At 70.9% G+C, this 18,992-nt stretch carries 20 protein-coding genes; 7 read left to right on the forward strand and 13 right to left on the reverse strand.

Features of this window, described 5'->3' with window-relative positions; all coding sequences use genetic code 11:
* Positions 1-12: 12 nt before the first annotated feature.
* Positions 13-960, reverse strand: coding sequence for an ROK family protein (locus ACIP6U_RS34770; RefSeq protein ID WP_124001021.1), 948 nt, complete (start codon positions 958-960; stop codon positions 13-15).
* Between the two features lie 207 nt (positions 961-1,167).
* Between ACIP6U_RS34770 and ACIP6U_RS34775 the strand changes: the two genes are divergently transcribed.
* Together ACIP6U_RS34775 and ACIP6U_RS34780 are read left to right on the forward strand one after the other, a co-directional pair.
* Entirely contained in the window at positions 1,168-2,247 is a 1,080-nt protein-coding gene (locus tag ACIP6U_RS34775; RefSeq protein WP_401726226.1) for a LacI family DNA-binding transcriptional regulator, read from the forward strand.
* 7 nt (positions 2,248-2,254) lie between these two features.
* Complete coding sequence (locus ACIP6U_RS34780; RefSeq protein WP_401726228.1) at positions 2,255-3,022, forward strand: hypothetical protein; 768 nt, start codon at positions 2,255-2,257, stop codon at positions 3,020-3,022.
* On the opposite strand, the gene ACIP6U_RS34785 is transcribed toward ACIP6U_RS34780, so the two are convergent.
* Positions 3,019-4,971: a protein kinase gene (locus ACIP6U_RS34785; RefSeq protein WP_401726230.1), complete on the reverse strand. Its 1,953-nt coding sequence runs from the start codon at positions 4,969-4,971 to the stop codon at positions 3,019-3,021. The genes ACIP6U_RS34780 and ACIP6U_RS34785 overlap by 4 nt on opposite strands.
* A 95-nt stretch (positions 4,972-5,066) precedes the next feature.
* A complete protein-coding gene (locus ACIP6U_RS34790) occupies positions 5,067-6,371 on the reverse strand; it encodes a DUF6986 family protein (protein WP_401726231.1) in 1,305 nt (434 codons plus the stop codon).
* Between the two features lie 272 nt (positions 6,372-6,643).
* Between ACIP6U_RS34790 and ACIP6U_RS34795 the strand changes: the two genes are divergently transcribed.
* Positions 6,644-7,585 (forward strand): endonuclease/exonuclease/phosphatase family protein, encoded by a 942-nt coding sequence (locus ACIP6U_RS34795; RefSeq protein WP_401726233.1) that lies wholly within the window; start codon positions 6,644-6,646, stop codon positions 7,583-7,585.
* Between the two features lie 82 nt (positions 7,586-7,667).
* Here ACIP6U_RS34795 and ACIP6U_RS34800 read toward each other — a convergent pair whose 3' ends face one another.
* The 4 genes from ACIP6U_RS34800 to ACIP6U_RS34815 form a co-directional block, all read right to left on the reverse strand.
* Complete coding sequence (locus tag ACIP6U_RS34800; RefSeq protein ID WP_401726235.1) at positions 7,668-8,630, reverse strand: electron transfer flavoprotein subunit alpha/FixB family protein; 963 nt, start codon at positions 8,628-8,630, stop codon at positions 7,668-7,670.
* A 62-nt stretch (positions 8,631-8,692) separates the two neighbouring features.
* Entirely contained in the window at positions 8,693-9,481 is a 789-nt protein-coding gene (locus ACIP6U_RS34805; protein WP_401726237.1) for an electron transfer flavoprotein subunit beta/FixA family protein, read from the reverse strand.
* A gap of 240 nt (positions 9,482-9,721) precedes the next feature.
* Positions 9,722-10,237, reverse strand: coding sequence for a flavin reductase family protein (locus tag ACIP6U_RS34810; RefSeq protein WP_401726239.1), 516 nt, complete (start codon positions 10,235-10,237; stop codon positions 9,722-9,724).
* 209 nt (positions 10,238-10,446) lie between these two features.
* Entirely contained in the window at positions 10,447-10,860 is a 414-nt protein-coding gene (locus ACIP6U_RS34815) for a TlpA family protein disulfide reductase (RefSeq protein WP_401726241.1), read from the reverse strand.
* 75 nt (positions 10,861-10,935) lie between these two features.
* On the opposite strand from ACIP6U_RS34815, the gene ACIP6U_RS34820 reads away from it, so the two are divergent.
* Positions 10,936-11,352 carry a DUF4395 domain-containing protein gene (locus tag ACIP6U_RS34820; protein WP_401726242.1) on the forward strand — a complete coding sequence of 139 codons (417 nt, stop codon included), beginning with the start codon at positions 10,936-10,938 and terminating at the stop codon, positions 11,350-11,352.
* A gap of 201 nt (positions 11,353-11,553) precedes the next feature.
* The gene (locus ACIP6U_RS34825) at positions 11,554-12,282 is read left to right on the forward strand and encodes a lysophospholipid acyltransferase family protein (RefSeq protein ID WP_401726244.1); all 729 of its coding nucleotides are present in this window, start codon (positions 11,554-11,556) and stop codon (positions 12,280-12,282) included.
* A 55-nt stretch (positions 12,283-12,337) separates the two neighbouring features.
* On the opposite strand, the gene ACIP6U_RS34830 is transcribed toward ACIP6U_RS34825, so the two are convergent.
* The 5 genes from ACIP6U_RS34830 to ACIP6U_RS34850 form a co-directional block, all read right to left on the reverse strand.
* Positions 12,338-13,036 carry a B3/4 domain-containing protein gene (locus ACIP6U_RS34830; RefSeq protein ID WP_401726245.1) on the reverse strand — a complete coding sequence of 233 codons (699 nt, stop codon included), beginning with the start codon at positions 13,034-13,036 and terminating at the stop codon, positions 12,338-12,340.
* 8 nt (positions 13,037-13,044) lie between these two features.
* The gene (locus ACIP6U_RS34835; protein ID WP_401726247.1) at positions 13,045-13,617 is read right to left on the reverse strand and encodes a transglutaminase domain-containing protein; all 573 of its coding nucleotides are present in this window, start codon (positions 13,615-13,617) and stop codon (positions 13,045-13,047) included.
* A gap of 86 nt (positions 13,618-13,703) precedes the next feature.
* Positions 13,704-14,774: a threonine aldolase family protein gene (locus ACIP6U_RS34840; RefSeq protein ID WP_401726248.1), complete on the reverse strand. Its 1,071-nt coding sequence runs from the start codon at positions 14,772-14,774 to the stop codon at positions 13,704-13,706.
* Positions 14,771-15,517, reverse strand: a complete 747-nt coding sequence (locus ACIP6U_RS34845) for an SDR family NAD(P)-dependent oxidoreductase (RefSeq protein WP_401726741.1) — start codon at positions 15,515-15,517, stop codon at positions 14,771-14,773. Before ACIP6U_RS34845 ends, ACIP6U_RS34840 begins: the two co-directional genes overlap by 4 nt.
* Positions 15,518-15,558: 41 nt before the next feature.
* Positions 15,559-16,956: a DUF6421 family protein gene (locus ACIP6U_RS34850; protein ID WP_401726250.1), complete on the reverse strand. Its 1,398-nt coding sequence runs from the start codon at positions 16,954-16,956 to the stop codon at positions 15,559-15,561.
* A 344-nt stretch (positions 16,957-17,300) separates the two neighbouring features.
* Here ACIP6U_RS34850 and ACIP6U_RS34855 point away from each other — a divergent pair, with 344 nt between their 5' ends.
* The gene (locus ACIP6U_RS34855) at positions 17,301-17,984 is read left to right on the forward strand and encodes a glycerophosphodiester phosphodiesterase (protein ID WP_401726252.1); all 684 of its coding nucleotides are present in this window, start codon (positions 17,301-17,303) and stop codon (positions 17,982-17,984) included.
* A 3-nt stretch (positions 17,985-17,987) separates the two neighbouring features.
* Here the strand turns inward: ACIP6U_RS34855 and ACIP6U_RS34860 are convergent, their stop codons facing one another.
* Complete coding sequence (locus ACIP6U_RS34860; protein WP_401726254.1) at positions 17,988-18,527, reverse strand: GNAT family N-acetyltransferase; 540 nt, start codon at positions 18,525-18,527, stop codon at positions 17,988-17,990.
* A 70-nt stretch (positions 18,528-18,597) separates the two neighbouring features.
* On the opposite strand from ACIP6U_RS34860, the gene ACIP6U_RS34865 reads away from it, so the two are divergent.
* Entirely contained in the window at positions 18,598-18,990 is a 393-nt protein-coding gene (locus tag ACIP6U_RS34865) for a VOC family protein (RefSeq protein ID WP_401726255.1), read from the forward strand.
* Positions 18,991-18,992 lie beyond the last annotated feature (2 nt).

Below are 18,992 nucleotides of genomic sequence, written 5' to 3' on the forward strand. Positions count from 1 at the left end.
CTCAGAGCCCCTTCAGACCGTGGCCGCGTCCGCCCGCCGGGCGAGCGCGGCCGCGGCCGCTCCTACCAGACCGGCGTCCGTGCCCATCTGGGCCGGCGTGATCTCCAGGCCCTGCACGAAGGACAGCGTCGCGTAGTCGCCCAGGGCCTTGCGCAGCGGCGTGAACAGCACGTCGCCCGCCTTGCCCACGCCCCCGCCGATCACCGCGATGTCGATCTCCACCAGGGTCGCTGTGGCCGCGATGCCGGCGGCCAGCGCCTGGGCGGCCCGGTCGAAGGAGGCCACCGCGACCGGGTCGCCGGTGCGGGCGGCGGCGGCCACCGCGGCAGCGGAGGTGTCGCCGTCGGGGCCCGGCCGCCAGCCGTTCTCCAGCGCCCGCCGCGCGATGTTGGGCCCGCTCGCGATGCGCTCCACGCAGCCGCGCGAGCCGCACGGGCACAGGTCGCCGTCGAGGTCGACGCTGATGTGGCCGATGTGGCCCGCGTTGCCGGTCGGGCCGGGGTGCAACTGGCCGTTGAGGACGAGGCCGCCGCCGACGCCGGTGGAGACCACCATGCACAGCGCGTTGTCGTGGCCGCGGGCCGCGCCCTGCCAGTGCTCGGCCGCCGTGATCGCCACACCGTCGCCGATCAGCTCGACCGGCAGCCCGCCGGCCGCCTCCTGGACCCGCCGCACGAGCGGGAAGTCCCGCCAGCCCGGCACGTTCACCGGACTGACCGTCCCCGCCTTGGCGTCCACCGGCCCTGCGCTGCCGATGCCGAGCGCCGTGGCGCGACCCCACTCGGGTGCGGCGGTGAGTTCGCCGAGCACCTCCGCCACGGCTCCCATCACGGTCTCGCCGTCGTCCTGCGCGGGCGTCGCGCGCTGGGCACGCACCGCGATCCGGCCGTGGCCGTCCACCAGCGCCCCGGCGATCTTGGTGCCGCCGATGTCGAGCGCGGCCACGAAGTCGGTGTGCATCAGTGTCGGATCTCCCCGTAAACCAATAGTGTCCCCGTCGGCAAGGAGGGGGTTCCCCCTTCAACCACGGAGAAGTGCGGGCCGGTCTCGCGATGGGGGCGCAGGCCGGAGATTGCGGTGGACAGTCTCTCTCGCATATGACAACGTTGTCCAGGCTCTATGCTCGACGCCACATCCTCATACAACCTCATGGTCCGACGCATCCCCATGGGACGAGACAGGACAGGACAGCGCATCGTGCCAGAGACCGCCCGTCGCTCAGCCCACCTCAACGCCACTCGTTACGGCAATCGTCCCACGATGAAGGACGTGGCCGCACGGGCCGGCGTCGGCCTGAAGACCGTGTCCCGCGTGGTCAACGGCGAGCCCGGCGTCACCCCGGAGACCGAGCGCCGGGTCCAGGAGGCCATCGACGCGCTGGGCTTCCGGCGCAACGACAGCGCGCGCGTGCTGCGCAAGGGCCGCACCGCGAGCATCGGTCTTGTCCTGGAGGACCTCGCGGACCCGTTCTACGGCCCGCTCAGCCGCGCGGTCGAGGAGGTGGCCCGCGCGCACGGCGCCCTGCTGATCAACGGCTCCAGCGCCGAAGACCCGGACCGCGAGCAGGAGTTGGCGCTCGCGCTGTGCGCACGGCGGGTGGACGGCCTGGTGGTGATCCCGGCCGGTGACGACCACCGCTATCTGGAGCCCGAGCTCAAGGCGGGCGTCGCCACGGTCTTCGTGGACCGGCCGGCCGGGCGGATCGACGCCGACGTGGTCCTGTCCGACAACTTCGGCGGCGCCCGCGACGGCGTCGCCCACCTCATCGCCCACGGCCACCGCCGGATCGGCTTCATCGGCGACATGCCCCGCATCCACACGGCCGCGGAGCGCCTGCGCGGCTACCGGGCGGCCCTGGAGGACGCCGGGACCCAGGTCGAGGACGCGTGGATGTCCCTGGGCGTCACGGACCCGCAGCGGGTGCGCCGGGCGGCCGAGGAGATGCTCTCCGGTCCCGACCCCGTCACCGCGATCTTCGCGGGCAACAACCGAGTGACGGTCACCGTGGTCCGCGTGCTCGCCGAGCACAGCCGTCCGGTCGCCCTGGTCGGCTTCGACGACTTCGAGCTCGCCGACCTGCTCCAGCCAGGCGTCACCGTCATCGCCCAGGACGCGGCCGCCCTCGGCCGCACGGCCGCGGAACGCCTCTTCCGGCAACTGGACGGCACCCTCATCGCCCCCGAGCGCATCGAACTGCCGACCCGCCTGATCGCCCGCGGCTCGGGCGAAGTACCCCCGTCGGCCTGAGGCGCACATGCCCGACCGCACACTGGAGGCGCTGGGCCTGGCTCAGGCCCCGCGCGACCATCCGCTGCTCTACCCGGGTGCGTGGCCGACGAAGTCGGGCGTGCTCGACGGCGACCGGTTCCTGCCGATCGAGGACGACCGCTTCTTCCCCCTCCACCGCCTGGTGGACGAGAACCGCGCGCCCGTCCTCGCCGTCGGCTCCAACGCCTGCCCGGGTCAACTCCGGCACAAGATGGCCGCGTACGGGATCACCTCGCCCATCCCGATGGTGCAGACCCTGGTCACGGGCCTCGACGTGGGCGTCTCCGCGCACGTCAGCCGCATGGGCTACGTGTCGGCGTCACCGGTCGAAGCCCCGGGCACGGTACGGGAGTTGTTCGTGATCTGGCTCGACGGCGAGCAGCTCTCGGTCATCGACGCCAGCGAGGGCGTGCCGCTGATCGACGGCAACTACCGCCGGGCCTGGCTGCCTTCGCCGACGGTACGGATCGAGCAGCCGGACGGAACGGAACTGGCCGGTGCGTACGCCTACGTCAACCGGCGCGGGGTCCTGCACGACGGCACCGGCGCGCCGCGCCCGCACCCGGGCCAGCGGGAGCTGCTCACCGAACTCCTCGTGGGATCAGCGCGGTTGCGGGAGCTGTTCGGTGTCACGCCGGAGGAGTTCTGCGAACGGGCGCGTGCCGACCGCCGGTTGTGCGAGCGGGGCACGCGCCTGTTCGCGCGGGAGAAGCGGGTGACGGCTTCCGGTCTGGAGAGGTTCGTCCGGGCCTAGCAGATCGGGAGCCCCGGGACCGGAGCGTCGTTGTCCCCGCCCTTGATGTAGACGTCGCTCACGTACACGTTCGCGTTGCCGCTGTCGTCGTCCGTCTTCGCCCACCAGACGTTGGTCCACTCGCCGTACGTCTCGCGGCGGCCCAGGTTCGCCTGGCAGAAGAAATAGTTGGTGCCCGAGCCCAGCACGCCGACCTCGGTGCCGGAGGCCGTGTAGGACTTGGCGGTGCGCCAGACCGTGCAGTTGTACTTGCCGCCGCCTATGGAGGTGCAGGCCGGGTCCTCGGAGGGCTCGCTCCCGCCGGTCGTGCCGCCCGTGCCCGTCGTACCGCCGTCGCCGGAGCCGCCGCCCGTGGTCCCGCCACCACCGGTGCCGCCCGTGGTGCCACCGCTCCCGGAGGTCTTGCCCGGGGAAGGAGTGCCGGAGTGGGTGGGAGTGTCGTCGGTCTTCTTGCCGGGTCCCTTGGACGCGGTCGGCGACTCCTTGTCGCCCTGCTCGCTGGGCTTGTCGTCGGCCGAGCGGGCGGCGTCGGGGCTGCCGGTCACCGCCGACGCGGGGGTGCCCCCGGCGTCGACGGACGCGCCGGACCCGGTCCGCTTCGTGTCGTCGCCCTTGTTGTTCAACAGGGCGACGGAGGTGCCGGCCGCCGCGACGACGAGCGTGACGGCGACGGCCGCGAGCAGGACCTTGCCCTTGTGGCGCCTGTTGGAAGCGGGGGTCATGGGGCCGGTGAGGGAGGAGTCCGGGGATCCCGGAACCGCGGGCCCAAAGCCGTGCACGGCCGCACCGCCGACCGCCGGAGTCCGCCCCGACCCCGTCTCCGGTGATCCGAAGCCCTGGGCCGGCTGCTCGCCGGTGCCGAATCCCGCGGCGGCCGGGCCGAACTGCCCTGCTTCCGGGCCCACTTCGCCGTGCGACCCGGAGTCCGTCGCGGCGGCCGGGCCGACGTCCTGCCCCGCCACCGGCTCGACCGGCCCGAATCCAGGCGGCACCGAGGGAAGACTGACCTCGGTCTCCGCGCGCGGCGGTGCCGTGGGCTTGTCGCTCCCCCGCAGGGTCGTGGTCTGGACGTCCGTGGGGACGGTGTCCGCCACCGCCTGGAGGAGGACGCGGGCCGCCTCGGCGGTCGGGCGGTCCTCGGGTCGCTTGTCCATGAGCCGTCGCAGCACGGGCCTCAGCGGGCCCGCGGCACGGGACTCGGGAAGCGGCTCGTCGACTATGGCGGTGAGCGTCGAGTACGTCGACGTCCGGCGGAAGGGCGAGGCGCCCTCGACCGCGGCGTACAGCGTGGCGCCCAGGGCCCACACGTCGGACGCCGGACCCGGGTCGGCGCCCTGGGCGCGCTCGGGGGCCAAGTAGTCGAGGGAACCCACGAGTTCGCCGCTGCGGGTGAGGTGGGTGGCCGAGCCGTCGCCCGGGTCGTCCATGGTCGCGATGCCGAAGTCGGTGAGCACGACGCGGCCCGAGCGCTCGAGCAGGATGTTGCCGGGCTTCACGTCGCGGTGCAGGACGCCCGCGCGGTGGGCGGCGGCCAGCGCGTCCATCACCTTGGCGCCGATCCCGGCCGCCTCGCGCGGCTCGAGGGTGCCGCGCTCGCGCAGTACGTCGTCCAGGGACGGGCCGTCCACCAGCTCCATGACGATCAGCGGGCGGCCGTCGACCTCCGCCACGTCGTGCACCGCGATGACTCCCGGATGCCGCATCCGGGCCGCCGCACGGGCCTCGCGCTGCATCCGCAGCCGCAGATCGGCGAGTTCGGGCGCGTCCGCGTCGCTGTACGTGCGCAGTTCCTTGACCGCGACCTCGCGGCCGAGGACCTCGTCGATCGCCCGCCAGACGACACCCATGCCGCCACGCCCGAGCTGGGCGACGACGCGATAGCGCCCGGCCAGCAGCCGGCCTATCCCGTCCGCCTGGCCATTTCCGTTGAAGGAGTCCCCCGAAGACACCGCTGCCCCGTTCCTGTGACACGTCAATGCGTGCGGTACAGACTACGGGGCGCGGGTGACAACACCAGCCGCCGGTGACGGCTGTGACAGGGCCGCTACTTCGCCGAGACCGTGAGGTCGCCGCGGCGCGGCGCCGCGAAGCCCTCCAGGTCGGCCCGGGTCAGCCCGGTGGCGCGGGACACCTCGGCGATGTCGAGGGCGCCGCAGTCCAGACCGCGCAGCAGATAGCCGCCGAGGGCCTTGGCGGTCGCGGGCTCGTCCATGACGTCACCGCCGGCCCGGTTGACGTACCGGGTGAGGCGCAGGGCGGCCTGGTCGAAGCCCTCGCGGTAGAAGGCGAAGACGGCGGCGTAGCGGGTCGGGATGTGGCCGGGGTGCATGTCCCAGCCCTGGTAGTACGCGCGGGCCAGCGCCCGCCGGGTCAGCCCGTAGTGCAGCCGCCAGGCGTCGTGGACCTTCTCGGTCGAGCCCACGGGCAGCACGTTGGTCGATCCGTCCGACACCCGTACGCCCGTGCCGGCCGCCGCGACCTGCATGACCGCCTTGGCGTGGTCGGCGGCCGGGTGGTCGCTGGCCTGGTACGCGGCGGAGACTCCGAGGCAGGCGCTGTAGTCGAAGGTGCCGTAGTGCAGGCCGGTGGCGCGGCCCTCGGCGGCCTGGATCATGCGGGCGACGGTGGCGGTGCCGTCGGTGGCGAGGATGGACTGGCTGGTCTCGATCTGGATCTCGAAGCCGATCCGCCCGGGTTCGAGACCGCGCGCCTTCTCGAAGGCCTCCAGGAGCCGCACCATGGCGGTGACCTGCTCCGGGTACGTCACTTTGGGCAGCGTGAGCACCAGCCCGTCGGGCAGTCCGCCGGCCTCGATCAGGCCGGTGAGGAAGATGTCGAGGGTGCGGATGCCCCGGTCCCGCACCGGCGCCTCCATGCACTTCATGCGGATGCCCATGTACGGCGCCGCGGTCCCCTTCTCGTACGCCTCCGCGATCAGCCGCGCCGCGCGGGCCGCCGCCTCGTCCTCCTCGGCGTCCGGGCGGGGGCCGTAGCCGTCCTCGAAGTCGACGCGCAGGTCCTCGATGGGTTCGCGCTCCAGCTTGGCCCGCACGCGCGCGTGGACGGGCTCGGCGAGCTCGTCGCTCAGGCCGAGGACGGCGGCGAAGGAGGCGGCGTCGGGGGCGTGTTCGTCGAGGGCGGCGAGCGCCCGGTCGCCCCAGGAGCGGACGGTGTCGGCGGCGAAGACGTCACCGGGCACGTACACGGTGTGGACGGGCTGGCGGGTGCCGGGGTCCCCGGGGTAGCGGCGCTCCAGTTCGGCGTCGACCGGGGCGAGGGAGGCGCTGATCTCCTCACTGACGGCGCCCGCGAGGCTCGTCGACACGTTCTCCTGCTGGCCCTGACCCATCCCGCACCCTCCTGTTTTCCACTGTACGGAATCAACAATCCGTTGAATGAAGTTATCGGGGCACCTTCGGGATGGTCAACACCGTGTCCACGGGGAGCCACGCGGTCATCCCGACATGTTCACGCTGATCTCATCCGGGGGTATCACCCCCGGGTACCACCCTTGTGCACGCACGACCCACCGCACGCACGACCTACTGCACACGCGACCCCCCACCCGCAGGACTCTCCGTACGCACGACTCGTCCGGCTTTTGCCACCGAAGGAGCCTCCGTGCCGAGCCCCCGCCGAGTCACCCGCCGTCTGGGCCTGAAAGCCGTGCTGGCCGCGGCGGTCACCGTGCCTCTCTCCAGCGCCGCGATCCCCCCGTCATCGGCCTCGTCGACCGCGTCACCCTCCACCGCGGGACCGCAGTTGGGTCGAGCGGGCCCGGCACCCCTCCTCGATGTCATGACCTTCAACCTGCGCTTCGCCAGCACCGCGGAACCGAACAGCTGGCACGACCGCCGACCGGTGATGCGCGAACTGCTGCGCCGCGCACGCCCCCAGATCATCGGCACCCAGGAGGGCCTCTACCAGCAACTGCGCGACATCGACGCCGATCTCGGACCGGACTACGAGTGGGTCGGCACCGGCCGCGAGGGAGGCAGCCGCGACGAGTCCACGGCGATCTACTACGACCTGCGACGCCTGCTCCCCATCGAGCACTACACCTTCTGGCTCTCCGACACCCCGGAGACCATCCGCTCCAACACCTGGGGCGCCGCCTTCCCCCGCATCGTCACCTGGATCCGCTTCCGCGATCTCGCCGACGCCGGACAGGAGTTCTACGTCCTCAACACCCACTTCGACCACGTGAGCCAGTACGCGCGCGAGCGCAGCGCCACGCTCATGACCCAGCGGATCGCGCAGCTCGACCGCACCCTGCCCGTCGTGGTGACCGGCGACTTCAACGTCGCCGCGCACAAGAACCCGGCCTACGACACCCTGGTGGGCTCGGGGCTCGTCGACACCTGGGACGTGGCGGAACAACGCAGCGCTCTGTACGGGACGTTCCACAGTTACCGGCCGCCGACGCCGAACGGCGACCGTATCGACTGGATCCTGACCTCGCCGGGGGTACGGACGAGCCGGGTGACGATCGACACCTTCGCCCTGAACGGCCAGTTCCCCAGCGACCACCTGCCCGTACAGGCGTCCCTCACCCTGCGATGAACAGAGGCCCCCGCGACCGTCGGTACGGTCGCGGGGGCCTCGTACAGCCCTCGCACGAATCAGGGGGCAGCCCCCGACCGGCTCAGCCCTTGCGGGTGTTGATCTCTTCGGTGAGCTGGGGGACGACGTCGAAGAGGTCGCCGACGACGCCGTAGTCGACGAGGTCGAAGATCGGGGCCTCGGCGTCCTTGTTGACCGCCACGATCGTCTTCGAGGTCTGCATGCCGGCCCGGTGCTGGATCGCGCCCGAGATGCCGTTGGCGATGTACAGCTGCGGGGACACGGACTTGCCGGTCTGGCCGACCTGGTTGGTGTGCGGGTACCAGCCCGCGTCCACCGCGGCGCGCGAGGCGCCCACGGCCGCGCCGAGGGAGTCGGCGAGGGCCTCGATGACGGCGAAGTTGTCGGCGCCGTTGACGCCGCGGCCGCCGGAGACCACGATCGCGGCCTCGGTCAGCTCCGGACGCCCGGTCGACTCGCGCGGGGTGCGGGCGGTGACCTTGGTGCCGGTCGCCTGCTCGGAGAACGTCACGTCCAGGGCCTCGACCGCGCCCGCGGCCGAAGCGGGCTCCACCGGGGCGGAGTTGGGCTTGACGGTGATGACCGGGATCCCCTGGGAGACGCGGGTCTTGGTGGTGAAGGAGGCGGCGAACACCGACTGGGTGGCCACCGGGCCCTCGTCACCGGCTTCGAGGTCGGTGGCGTCGGTGAGGATGCCGGACTTGATGCGCAGCGCGAGACGGGCGGCGATCTCCTTGCCCTCCGCGGAGGACGGCACCAGCACCGCGGCCGGGGAGACGGCCGCGACGGCGGCCTGGAGGGCGTCCACCTTCGGGACGACCAGGTAGTCGGCGTACTCCGACGCGTCGTGGGTGAGGACCTTCACCGCGCCGTGCTCGGCGAGCGTGGCGGCGGTGTCGGCGGCACCCGCGCCGAGCGCGACCGCGACGGGCTCGCCGATACGGCGGGCCAGGGTCAGCAGCTCAAGGGTGGGCTTGCGGACGGCACCGTCCACGTGATCGACGTAGACGAGAACTTCAGCCATGGGAATGGTCTCCTGCGTGCTTGCGAAGTCTGAGGGGAGGTGAGCGAGTCGGGCCTGGGGCCTTAGATGAACTTCTGGCCCGCGAGGAACTCGGCGAGCTGCTTGCCGCCCTCGCCCTCGTCCTTGACGATCGTGCCGGCGGTGCGCGCGGGGCGCTCGGCCGCGGAGTTGACGGCGGTCCAGGCGCCTTCGAGGCCGACCTCGTCCGCCTCGATCTCCAGGTCGGACAGGTCCCAGGCCACGACCGGCTTCTTCTTCGCGGCCATGATGCCCTTGAAGGAGGGGTAACGCGCCTCGCCCGACTGGTCGGTGACCGACACGACCGCGGGGAGGGAGGCCTCCAGCTGCTCGGAGGCGGTGTCGCCGTCACGGCGGCCCTTGACCACGCCGTCCTCGACCGTGACCTCGGACAGCAGGGTCACCTGCGGCACGCCCAGGCGCTCGGCGAGGAGGGCCGGGACGATGCCCGCGGTGCCGTCGGTGGAGGCCATGCCCGAGACGACCAGGTCGAAGCCGGCCTTCTCGATCGCCTTCGCCAGCACCAGCGAGGTACCGATCGCGTCCGTGCCGTGCAGGTCGTCGTCCTCGACGTGGATCGCCTTGTCCGCGCCCATGGAAAGCGCCTTGCGCAGCGCGTCCTTGGCGTCCTCGGGACCCACCGTCAGGACGGTGATCTCCACGTCGTCGTCGGAGTTCTCCGAGATCTGCAGCGCCTGTTCGACCGCGTACTCGTCCAGTTCGGAGAGCAGACCGTCCACGTCGTCCCGGTCGACGGTCAGGTCATCGGCGAAGTGCCGGTCGCCAGTGGCGTCGGGCACGTACTTCACAGTGACAACGATCCTCAAGCTCACGCCGGCTCTCCTACTGCTTCGTCTTTTTTTCGGCTGCCTCTTGCAGGCAGCATAGGCGCCCCAAGCGGCCGATCCCGGTCGGGGCGGGCTGCGCTCCGAACGAAATATTACTCGCCAGTACACCCAGTTCCTGCCCGCTAAGCAAGCGCTTTGAACTGTGACCTGTGCAACGCAGCGTAATCGGAACTCGACGGCTTCGCAGAACAGCGGCGGAACGACGGCCGAGCGACAGCGCGGACCTCAGTCCCGCAGACCGCTGAAGCGCCCTTGGTGGTAGAGGAGCGGACGGCCGGGACCGGCGGGATCCCCGAGCACGACCTCGGCCAGGACGACCCGGTGGTCCCCCGCGGGCACGCGCGCGTGCACCCGGCACACCATCCAGGCGAGGACGTCGTCCAGGACGGGAACCCCTTCGGGACCCTCGCGCCAGACGGTGGGTGCGCCGAAACGGTCGGCACCGCTTCTGGCGAACGTGGCCGCCAACTCCTGCTGGTGCTCCCCGAGTATGTGGACGCCGATGTGCTCGGTGGCCGATATCGCCGGCCAGCTGGAGGCACCGGTGCTGATGCCGAAGGAGAGGAGCGGGGGCTCGGCGGAGACGGAGGAGAGCGAGGTGGCGGTGAAGCCGACCGGGCCGGTCTCACCCCCGGCGGTGATCACGGCGACGCCCGCCGCGTGCCGGCGGAAGACGGAACGCAGCAGGTCGGGGGAGGCGAGTTGAGGGGCACGGGCGCCGAGGTCGGGCGTGGCCGTCATGGAGTTGTTCCTTCTGGGAAGAGGGGCGAGCGGGTCCGTGGCTGCTCAGCAGCCCGGACAGCGCGCACTCGCGGTGCGGGCGAGGTCCACGTGGACCCGCTCGAAGAGAAGGAGTTCCGAAGGCATACGGTCAGGCTGACGATAGGTGGTGCGCACAGTCAAGTACGTTCCGGCATATGGGAGATGCCTCACCGTCCGCGACACAGTCGTCAAACCGCCTCCCCCAGCGCCGCGATGACGTCGGCCCTGCGCGGCTGGCCGGTGGCACGCCGCACGACCCGGCCGTCGGCGTCCAGGACCAGGACGGTCGGGGTCTTGAGGATGTCGAGTTCACGGACGAGGTCCAGGTGCTCCTCGGCGTCGATCTCGACGTGGGTCACGCCCGGGACCAGTCCGGCGACCTCGCCGAGGACCCGTCGGGTCGCGCGGCAGGGCGCGCAGAAGGCGCTGGAGAACTGTACGAGCGTGGCGCGCTCGCCGAGTTCCGCGCCCAACTCGCCCGCGCCGAGCCGCTTTCCGTCGTCGCGCCCGCGCACCCGTACCCTCCCGCTCCGCCGCCGGTGGAGCACTCCGTAGGCGCTCGCCATCGCGAGCACCGCCACGCACACCACGAGTCCAGTCATCTCAGGTCCAAGCATTCACGAGACTGCAAAGATTCCCGTCGGCCGAAATCGTTCCCCGTACGGAATGCTTGATTCATGGACATCGATGTGCGGGGCCCCCGCTTCGGAGCGGCCCTGACGACCGTGGTGCTGGCGGTCGTACTGATCACGGGGAACGTCTGGCTGCTCGCCTGGCAGACGCTCGCGTTCGCGCTGGGTGCGGCGGGCGGGGTGGGACGGTCGCCGTACGGCTGGCTGTTCCGCGCGGCCGTGCGTCCCCGGATCGGGCCGCCGACCGAGTTCGAGCCGCCGGAGCCGCCGCGGTTCGCGCAGGCGGTCGGACTGGCCTTCGCGGTCGTCGGACTCGTCGGTTTCACGGTGGGTCCGCAGTGGCTCGGACTGGCGGCGACGGGGGCCGCGCTCGCGGCCGCTTTCCTCAACAGCGCGTTCGGATACTGCCTGGGGTGCGAGATGTATCTGGTCCTGCGCCGCGTGACCGCCGGCGCGGAGTGATCGGGAAGTAAAGGGCACTTAAAAGCCCGAGGTGGATCACTGGGCGCCGACGTGACGAGGATCTCGCCGTTCACAGGCACTGGGGGTGGCTCCCCGGCCGTTCTTCGGGCACGATCTGCGAGATGCCGTAAACCTACGGCCGCGTAGCTTTCCCGCCGGGAGCTCCCTTCCCTGGCCGAGAAGGAAGGGCCCACTCCGTCCATGGCAGAGCTTGTCTACCGTCCCGTCGTTGGTTTCGCCCAGGCCTTGTTCAAGGCGTGGGACCTGAAGATCGACTGCCAGGGTTCGGAGAACATCCCGCGCTCGGGCGGCGCCGTGCTGGTGAGCAACCACATCAGCTACCTGGACTTCGTCTTCGACGGCTTGGCGGCCCTCCCGCAAAAACGTCTTGTTCGCTTCATGGCGAAGGAGTCGGTCTTCCGGCACAAGATCTCCGGCCCGCTGATGCGCGGCATGAAGCACATCCCGGTGGACCGCAAGCAGGGTGAGACGGCCTACGCGCACGCGCTGGAGTCGTTGAAGTCCGGCGAGGTCATCGGGGTCTTCCCGGAGGCCACGATCTCGCCGTCGTTCACGCTCAAGAGCTTCAAGTCGGGTGCCGCGCGCATGGCGCAGGAAGCGGGCGTACCGCTGATCCCGATGGCGGTCTGGGGCACGCAGCGCCTGTGGACCAAGGGGCAGCCGCGCAACTTCAAGCGCAGCCACATCCCGATCACGATCCGCGTGGGCGAGGCGATCGAGGCGTCCCGCGACAAGTACGCGGGCGCCATCACCCGCCAGCTGCGCGAGCGCGTCCAGGAACTCCTGGAGGCCGCCCAGCGCGCCTACCCCGTCCGTCCGAAGGACGCCAACGACACCTGGTGGATGCCGGCCCACCTGGGCGGCACGGCTCCTACGCCGGAAGAGGTCAAGGCGGCCGAGGCCCGCTGACGTAGGACCGTCGGTCCCACCCCCTGTCGGCACGCCTCCGCCGATCGGCCCGATGTCAGGCCCCGGACGCCGGACGCACGTCGATCCGCGCCCCCGGGCTGAACTTCCCCAACAGTTCGGCCAGTTCGGCACCCGCCGACTCAACTTCCTTGACCGGCATGGGGGCCAGGCTCTCCAGCAGGAAGAGCGCCGAGACCGTGTTCTCGGTGAGGCGGGTGCGGGGCCCCTGGCGCCAGTTCCAGCGGCGGCAGGTCACGCCCTTCTCGTCGCGCCACACCACCTCGCCCGCGTCCGGGTGCTCGACGGTCTCCTCGCCCCCGGCCACGGTCACGAAGTCCTCGTCGCCGGTGGCCCGTACGAGGTGCATGCCGCCCTGGATCCGGTCGAGGTCCTCGCCGCCGACGGGGATCAGATGGGCGACGCTGATGGCGTTGTAGAGGTCGACGAGCACGTTGATCCGGGGCAGGCCGGCCTCCGAGAGGGCCCGCTTGGCCAGCGCCTCCGCCGAGTTGCGGGTGCGTGAGGGCTTCGAGCCGAACGCCGTGTAGACCTCGCGCCAGGCGGCCATGTGCGGGTCCTCGTGCGGGGCGCGGCCGTCCAGGCGGGCGGCGAGGCGGCGGGCCGCGTCGTCGAGGAGGGCCGAACTGTCCTCGGTGCTGGAGCCGTTGACGAGCCCGTGGGCCTCGATCGCGACGTGGGTGAAGCCGGGGGCGAGGGCGCGGACGTCGGGGGACACGGTCAGCGAGAGGGTCATGGCTTGCCTCAGAGTGCGGTCGGGAGCGTCTTCCACAGGTGGGGCCGGTCGGGTGCGGCCTTGAGGGCGTTCAGCACGACCGGATGTGGTTCAGCGTACAGTACCGGATAGTCCAGCTCATTGAACTCGGGGTCGGGCGCGAAGGCCAGCCGTTCGCCGTCGAGGGAGAACTGCGCGTCGACGCCCGGCTTGTTGCCCCGAGGGTCCTGCCGGTGCCAGGCGCCGTTGAAGCGGACGGCGACCAGACCGTGGACCACGTCGAACTTCTGGTAGCACAACGCCGTCGGGATGTCCTCGGCCCGCAGCAGCGCGGCCAGGGCGTGCGCCTTGGCGTAGCAGATGCCGGTGCCCTGCTCCAGGACGTCGGAGGCGCGCCAGGTGACGCGCGGGTCACCGGAGTCCTGCGAGTGCGGAATGGTGTCGCGCACGAACTCGAACGCGAGCCGTGCATAGGCATACGAGTCCGCCGCATCTCGGGCCAGGCGCGCGGCCGTCTCCCATACCAGCGGGTGCTCATGATCGATGGCCTCGCCAGGGGCCAGATACGCGGACAGGTCGGGCGTGTTCTGGATCAGCTCCATGCGCACAGAGCATAGAAATGCGATCACCCGAACGTCAATGACTTTTCAGATGACCGCATATCTATGCGTCGAGATCCTCGGTACGGCTACCGGGCCATCTCCTCCTTGAGCGCCGCCAGGAACGCGTCCACGTCGTCCTCCGTCGTGTCGAACGCGCACATCCAGCGCACGACCCCCGCCGCCTCGTCCCAGAAGTAGAACCGGAACCGCTGCTGGAGCCGCTCGCTCACGTCGTGCGGGAGCCGGGCGAAGACGCCGTTGGCCTGCACCGGGTAGAGGATCTCCACGCCGTGCACCGAGCGGACGCCCTCGGCGAGGCGCTGGGCCATCTCGTTGGCGTGGCGGGCGTTGCGCAGCCAGAGGTCCTTGGCGAGCAGGGCCTCCAACTGCACCGACACGAAGCGCATCTTGGAGGCGAGCTGCATGGACAGCTTGCGCAGGTGCTTCATGTGGCTGACGGCGTCCTGGTTGATGACGACGACCGCCTCGCCGAAGATCGCGCCGTTCTTCGTCCCGCCGAGCGAGAGGATGTCGACGCCGACCGCGTTGGTGAACGTCCGCATCGGGACGTCCAGGGAGGCCGCCGCGTTGGCTATGCGTGAGCCGTCCAGGTGCACCTTCATGCCGTGCGCGTGGGCGTGGTCGCAGATGGCGCGGATCTCGTCCGGCGTGTAGAGCGTGCCGAGTTCGGTGCTCTGGGTGATCGAGACGACCTGCGGCATCGCCCGGTGCTCGTCGTCCCAGCCGTACGCCTGCCGGTCGATGAGTTCGGGCGTGAGCTTGCCGTCCGGTGTGGCCACCGTCAGCAGCTTCAGTCCGCCCATGCGCTCGGGGGCGCCGCCCTCGTCGACGTTGATGTGCGCGCTCTCGGCGCAGATCACCGCGCCCCAGCGGTCGGTGACCGCCTGGAGCGCGACGACGTTGGCGCCGGTGCCGTTGAAGACCGGGAAGGCCTCCGCCGTGGCACCGAAGTGGCTGCGGACGATGCTCTGGAGGTGGTCGGTGTAGTCGTCCTCGCCGTACGCGACCTGGTGGCCGCCGTTGGCCAGGGCCAGGGCGGCCAGCACCTCCGGGTGGGCGCCTGCGTAGTTGTCGCTGGCGAAGCCGCGGAGCTCCGGGTCGTGACGGCGACGGGCGTCGGTCCGGGGAGGGTTCACGGCTGCTCGGTCAGCCACAGGCGCTTTCCGTTCACTTCGGCGGCGGGCTCGCGCCAGACGCCGACGATGGCGTCGGCCAGGTCCTTGACGTCCGTGAAGCCCGCGAACTTCGCGTTGGGCCGCTCGGCGCGCATCGCCTCGTGCACCAACGCCTTGACCACCAGGATCGCAGCCGCGGAGTCCAGCCCGTCGGTGCCCCCCGCCTTGCGGAAGGCGTCGGCGAGCGCGAGCGTCCAGGCCTCGGCGGCGGCCTTGGCGGCGGCGTACGAGGCGTTGCCCGCGGTCGGGTTGGTCGCGCCGGCGGCGCTGATCAGCACGTACCGGCCGCGGTCGCTGCGCTGGAGGCCTTCGTAGAAGGCCAGCGAGGTGTGCTGGACCGTGCGGATCAGCAGCAGTTCGAGGAAGTCCCAGTCGTCGAGGCTGGTCTTGGTGAAGGTCTCGCTGCCGCGCCAGCCGCCGACGAGGTGGACCAGGCCGTCGACCCGCCCGAACTCCTTCTCGATGTGGGTGGCCCAGTCGCGGGTGGACTCCAGGTTCAGCAGGTCGACCGGCTCGCCGGTGACGGTGGCGCCGCCCGAGGCGTAGCGGGCCGCGTCCACGGCCTCCGCGAGCCGCTCCGGGTCGTTGTCCGCGCCGACGACGGTCGCGCCGGCCTCGGCCAGGCGCAGCAGTGCCGCCCTGCCCGCGGGCCCGCCCGCGCCGGCCACCGCGATCACCGCACCGCTGAGAGCGCCGTTCCCCATGTTCTTCGCCTCCTGAGCAGTGGTCCTGGTGGTGCGGTCGCTCACGCGGCGATCCGCTCGGCGCTCTCCGCCGTGATGCCCTTGGTCTCGGCGATCACGTTCTTCAGCTTCTTGGAGAGGGCCTCATAGAACATGCTCAGGGGAAACTCGTCCGGAAGCACGTCATCCACGAGTTTCCGCGGCGGCAGGCTCAGGTCCAGGGCGTCGGGGCCCTTGGCCCAGCGGGAGCCCGGGTGCGGGGCGAGATAGGTCGCGACCAGTTCGTAGGCCTTGAACCAGTGGACGAGCTTGGGGCGGTCGATGCCGGCGCGGTAGAGGTCCTCGATCTCGGCGCACAGCTGGTTGGTGACCTCGGGGGCGCGCTGCCAGTCGATGTGCAGCTTGTTGTCGGTCCAGCGGACGACGTCGTGCTTGTGCAGGTAGGCGAAGAGGAGCTGGCCGCCGAGGCCGTCGTAGTTGCGCACGCGCTCACCGGTGACGGGGAAGCGGAACATGCGGTCGAAGAGGACGGCGTACTGCACGTCACGGGCCTGCGGGACGCCGTCGGCCGACAGCTTGACGGCCTCCTTGAAGGCGGTGAGGTCGCAGCGCAGCTCTTCGAGGCCGTACATCCAGAACGGCTGGCGCTGCTTGATCATGAACGGGTCGAAGGGCAGGTCGCCGTGGCTGTGGGTGCGGTCGTGGACCATGTCCCACAGGACGAAGGCCTCCTCGCAGCGCTTCTGGTCGTGGACCATCGCGGCGACGTCGGCGGGCAGCTCGACGCCCAGGATGTCGACGGCGGCCGCGGTGACCCGGCGGAAGCGGGCGGCCTCGCGGTCGCAGAAGATGCCGCCCCAGGAGAACCGTTCCGGCGCCTGGCGCACGGCGATCGTCTCCGGGAAGAGGACGGCGGAGTTGGTGTCGTAGCCGGCCGTGAAGTCCTCGAAGGTGATGCCGCAGAACAACGGGTTGTCGTAGCGGGTCGCCTCCAGCTCGGCCAGCCAGTCGGGCCAGACCATGCGCAGCACGACCGCTTCCAGGTTGCGGTCCGGGTTGCCGTTCTGCGTGTACATGGGGAAGACGACCAGGTGCTGGAGGCCGTCCGCGCGGTTCGCGGCGGGCTGGAAGGCCAGCAGCGAGTCGAGGAAGTCGGGCACCTGGAAGCCGCCCTCGGCCCAGCGGCGCAGGTCGGCGGCGAGGGCCCCGTGGTAGGCGCGGTCGTGCGGAAGCAACGGGGACAGCTCGTCCACGGCGGCCACGACACGTCGTACGGCGTCCTCCGCGTCCGCGCGGTCCGGCGCGCCCTCGGCCTCGAAGTCGATCGACCCGTCCTTGGACTGCCATGGCCGGATCCGTTCCACGGCATCCTTGAGCACCGGCCACGCCGGGTGCTCGACCACCCTGGTCGCGGGAGCGATCCGCTCTCCCTCAGCCGACCGCACAAGAATTTCCGTCATGTCCCACCCTCCACAGGAGAACCTCGCGTATGGAAACCGTATACATACGGGCTTCCTTCCAGCAAGGGGGATCTTGGGAGATTATCCTGCCGCACCTGTTCGTAACGAAACTTTTTCCCGCCGGAAGCCTCGCAGGCCACCAAAGGAACATCGCGCCGCTACCCGGGGAGCCGGGTGCCGAAACCGGCCATCGGTCGATCCGCGCCTCAAGCCGTCACTCCGATCCCCTGTGTACGCACGGGTACATCGCGGGGCGTGGCCATTAGGCTGCGGATCTGCCCGCGCGGCCGTCCGCTCCGGTCCGCGCGGGCTTCGAGCCGCCGTCGACGGAAGCGAGTTGAACCTTGAACTTCCTTACCATCGGTCACCGCGGGATCATGGGTGTGGAACCCGAGAACACCCTTCGTTCCTTCGTCGCCGCCCAACAGGGCGGTCTCGACGTCATCGAACTCGACCTGCACCTGAGCAAGGACGGCGCCCTCGTCGTCATGCACGACACCGATGTCGACCGCACGACCGACGGCACCGGTCCGATCGCCGAGAAGACCCTTGCCGAGCTGCGCACCCTGGACGCGGGCCGCGGCGAGCGCGTACCGGTCTTCGAGGAAGTCCTGGACGCCGTGAAGGCGCCGCTTCAGGCCGAGATCAAGGACGTGGCGGCGGCGCGGGCGCTGGCCGAGGTGCTGCTGGCGCGGGATCTGGCCGGCCGCGTCGAGGTGTCCTCGTTCCACGACGAGGCCGTCGCCGAGATCGGCCGGCTGGTGCCGGGCGTCCGCACGGCCCTGATCGGCAGCCGCTTCGGACCCGACATCGTCACCCGGGCCGTCGACGCCGGGGCGACGACCCTCTGCCTCAACATCCGCCGGGTCACCCTGGAGGTCGTCGAGGAGGCCCGCAAGGCGGACCTGAGGATCATCGGCTGGGTGGTGAACACGCAGGATCACCTGCGGCTGGTGCGCGCCCTGGAGCTGGACGGCGCGACCACCGACTACCCCGAGATCAAGCGCACCGGCCGCTTCACCGCATGAACGTCACGCCAACTCCTTGACCAGCAGCTCGAACTGAAGATCCGCACGCTGCGGCACACCGAAGCGCTCGTCGCCGTACGGGAACGGCGTCATCCGTCCCGTACGGCGGTAGCCGCGCCGCTCGTACCAGGCGATCAGGTCGTTGCGTACGGAGATCACGGTCATGTGCATCTCCGTGACACCCCACGTCTCGCGCGCCACGCGCTCCGCCTCGGCGATGATCACCTTGCCGAGACCGCCGCCCTGCTGCTTCGGGCTGACCGCGAACATCCCGAAGTAGGCGTGGTCACCGCGGTGTTCGAGCTGGCAGCACGCGACGATCACGCCGTCGCGCTCGACCGCGAGCAGCCGGCCGTCGGGCTTCTTGATGACCGCGAGCACGCCCTCCGGGTCGGTGCGTCGCCCCTCCAGGATGTCCGCCTCGGTGGTCCACCCGGCCCGGCTCTCGTCGCCGCGGTACGCCGACTCGATCAGCGCGACCAACGCGTCGACGTCGTTGTCCGTGGCATCACGGAAGGTCAGTCCGGTGGCGGCGGTGTCCATGGGGGCGGCTCCGATCAATGGCGTGGCACGAGCAAGGCCGAGCCTAACTCCGCCGCTAGGGTCAGGGTGCATGGTGCATGTACTGAGCAGCAGAATCCTCCTCCGCCCCACCGACCCCGAGCGCACCCGGGTCTTCTACGGCGATCAGCTGGGCCTGGCCGTCTACCGCGAGTTCGGCACGGGCCCCGAGCGCGGCACCGTCTACTTCCTCGGCGGCGGCTTCCTGGAGGTCTCGGGCCGCTCCGAGACCCCGCCCTCCCCTGCCGTGCGGCTGTGGCTCCAGGTCGCGGACGCCGCGGCGGCCCACGAGGAGCTGCGAGCCAAGGGGGTCGCCGTCGTACGGCCGCCGGTGAAGGAGCCGTGGGGGCTGATCGAGATGTGGATCGAGGACCCGGACGGGACACCGATCGTGCTGGTGGAGGTACCGGCCGACCATCCGATCCGTTCCCGCCCGGGGATCTGACC

Source organism: Streptomyces sp. NPDC088794 (assembly GCF_044750545.1).
GTDB lineage: Bacteria > Actinomycetota > Actinomycetes > Streptomycetales > Streptomycetaceae > Streptomyces.

What these genes read in the sequence shown, in the direction of transcription:
- ACIP6U_RS34770 (WP_124001021.1), bottom strand. Translation starts at nt 960, where the DNA reads ATGCACACCGACTTCGTGGCCGCGCTCGACATCGGCGGCACCAAGATC.
- ACIP6U_RS34775 (WP_401726226.1), top strand. Translation starts at nt 1,168, where the DNA reads ATGGGACGAGACAGGACAGGACAGCGCATCGTGCCAGAGACCGCCCGT.
- ACIP6U_RS34780 (WP_401726228.1), top strand. Translation starts at nt 2,255, where the DNA reads ATGCCCGACCGCACACTGGAGGCGCTGGGCCTGGCTCAGGCCCCGCGC.
- ACIP6U_RS34790 (WP_401726231.1), bottom strand. Translation starts at nt 6,371, where the DNA reads ATGGGTCAGGGCCAGCAGGAGAACGTGTCGACGAGCCTCGCGGGCGCC.
- ACIP6U_RS34800 (WP_401726235.1), bottom strand. Translation starts at nt 8,630, where the DNA reads ATGGCTGAAGTTCTCGTCTACGTCGATCACGTGGACGGTGCCGTCCGC.
- ACIP6U_RS34810 (WP_401726239.1), bottom strand. Translation starts at nt 10,237, where the DNA reads ATGACGGCCACGCCCGACCTCGGCGCCCGTGCCCCTCAACTCGCCTCC.
- ACIP6U_RS34815 (WP_401726241.1), bottom strand. Translation starts at nt 10,860, where the DNA reads ATGACTGGACTCGTGGTGTGCGTGGCGGTGCTCGCGATGGCGAGCGCC.
- ACIP6U_RS34820 (WP_401726242.1), top strand. Translation starts at nt 10,936, where the DNA reads ATGGACATCGATGTGCGGGGCCCCCGCTTCGGAGCGGCCCTGACGACC.
- ACIP6U_RS34825 (WP_401726244.1), top strand. Translation starts at nt 11,554, where the DNA reads ATGGCAGAGCTTGTCTACCGTCCCGTCGTTGGTTTCGCCCAGGCCTTG.
- ACIP6U_RS34830 (WP_401726245.1), bottom strand. Translation starts at nt 13,036, where the DNA reads ATGACCCTCTCGCTGACCGTGTCCCCCGACGTCCGCGCCCTCGCCCCC.
- ACIP6U_RS34835 (WP_401726247.1), bottom strand. Translation starts at nt 13,617, where the DNA reads ATGGAGCTGATCCAGAACACGCCCGACCTGTCCGCGTATCTGGCCCCT.
- ACIP6U_RS34845 (WP_401726741.1), bottom strand. Translation starts at nt 15,517, where the DNA reads ATGGGGAACGGCGCTCTCAGCGGTGCGGTGATCGCGGTGGCCGGCGCG.
- ACIP6U_RS34850 (WP_401726250.1), bottom strand. Translation starts at nt 16,956, where the DNA reads ATGACGGAAATTCTTGTGCGGTCGGCTGAGGGAGAGCGGATCGCTCCC.
- ACIP6U_RS34860 (WP_401726254.1), bottom strand. Translation starts at nt 18,527, where the DNA reads ATGGACACCGCCGCCACCGGACTGACCTTCCGTGATGCCACGGACAAC.
- ACIP6U_RS34865 (WP_401726255.1), top strand. Translation starts at nt 18,598, where the DNA reads ATGGTGCATGTACTGAGCAGCAGAATCCTCCTCCGCCCCACCGACCCC.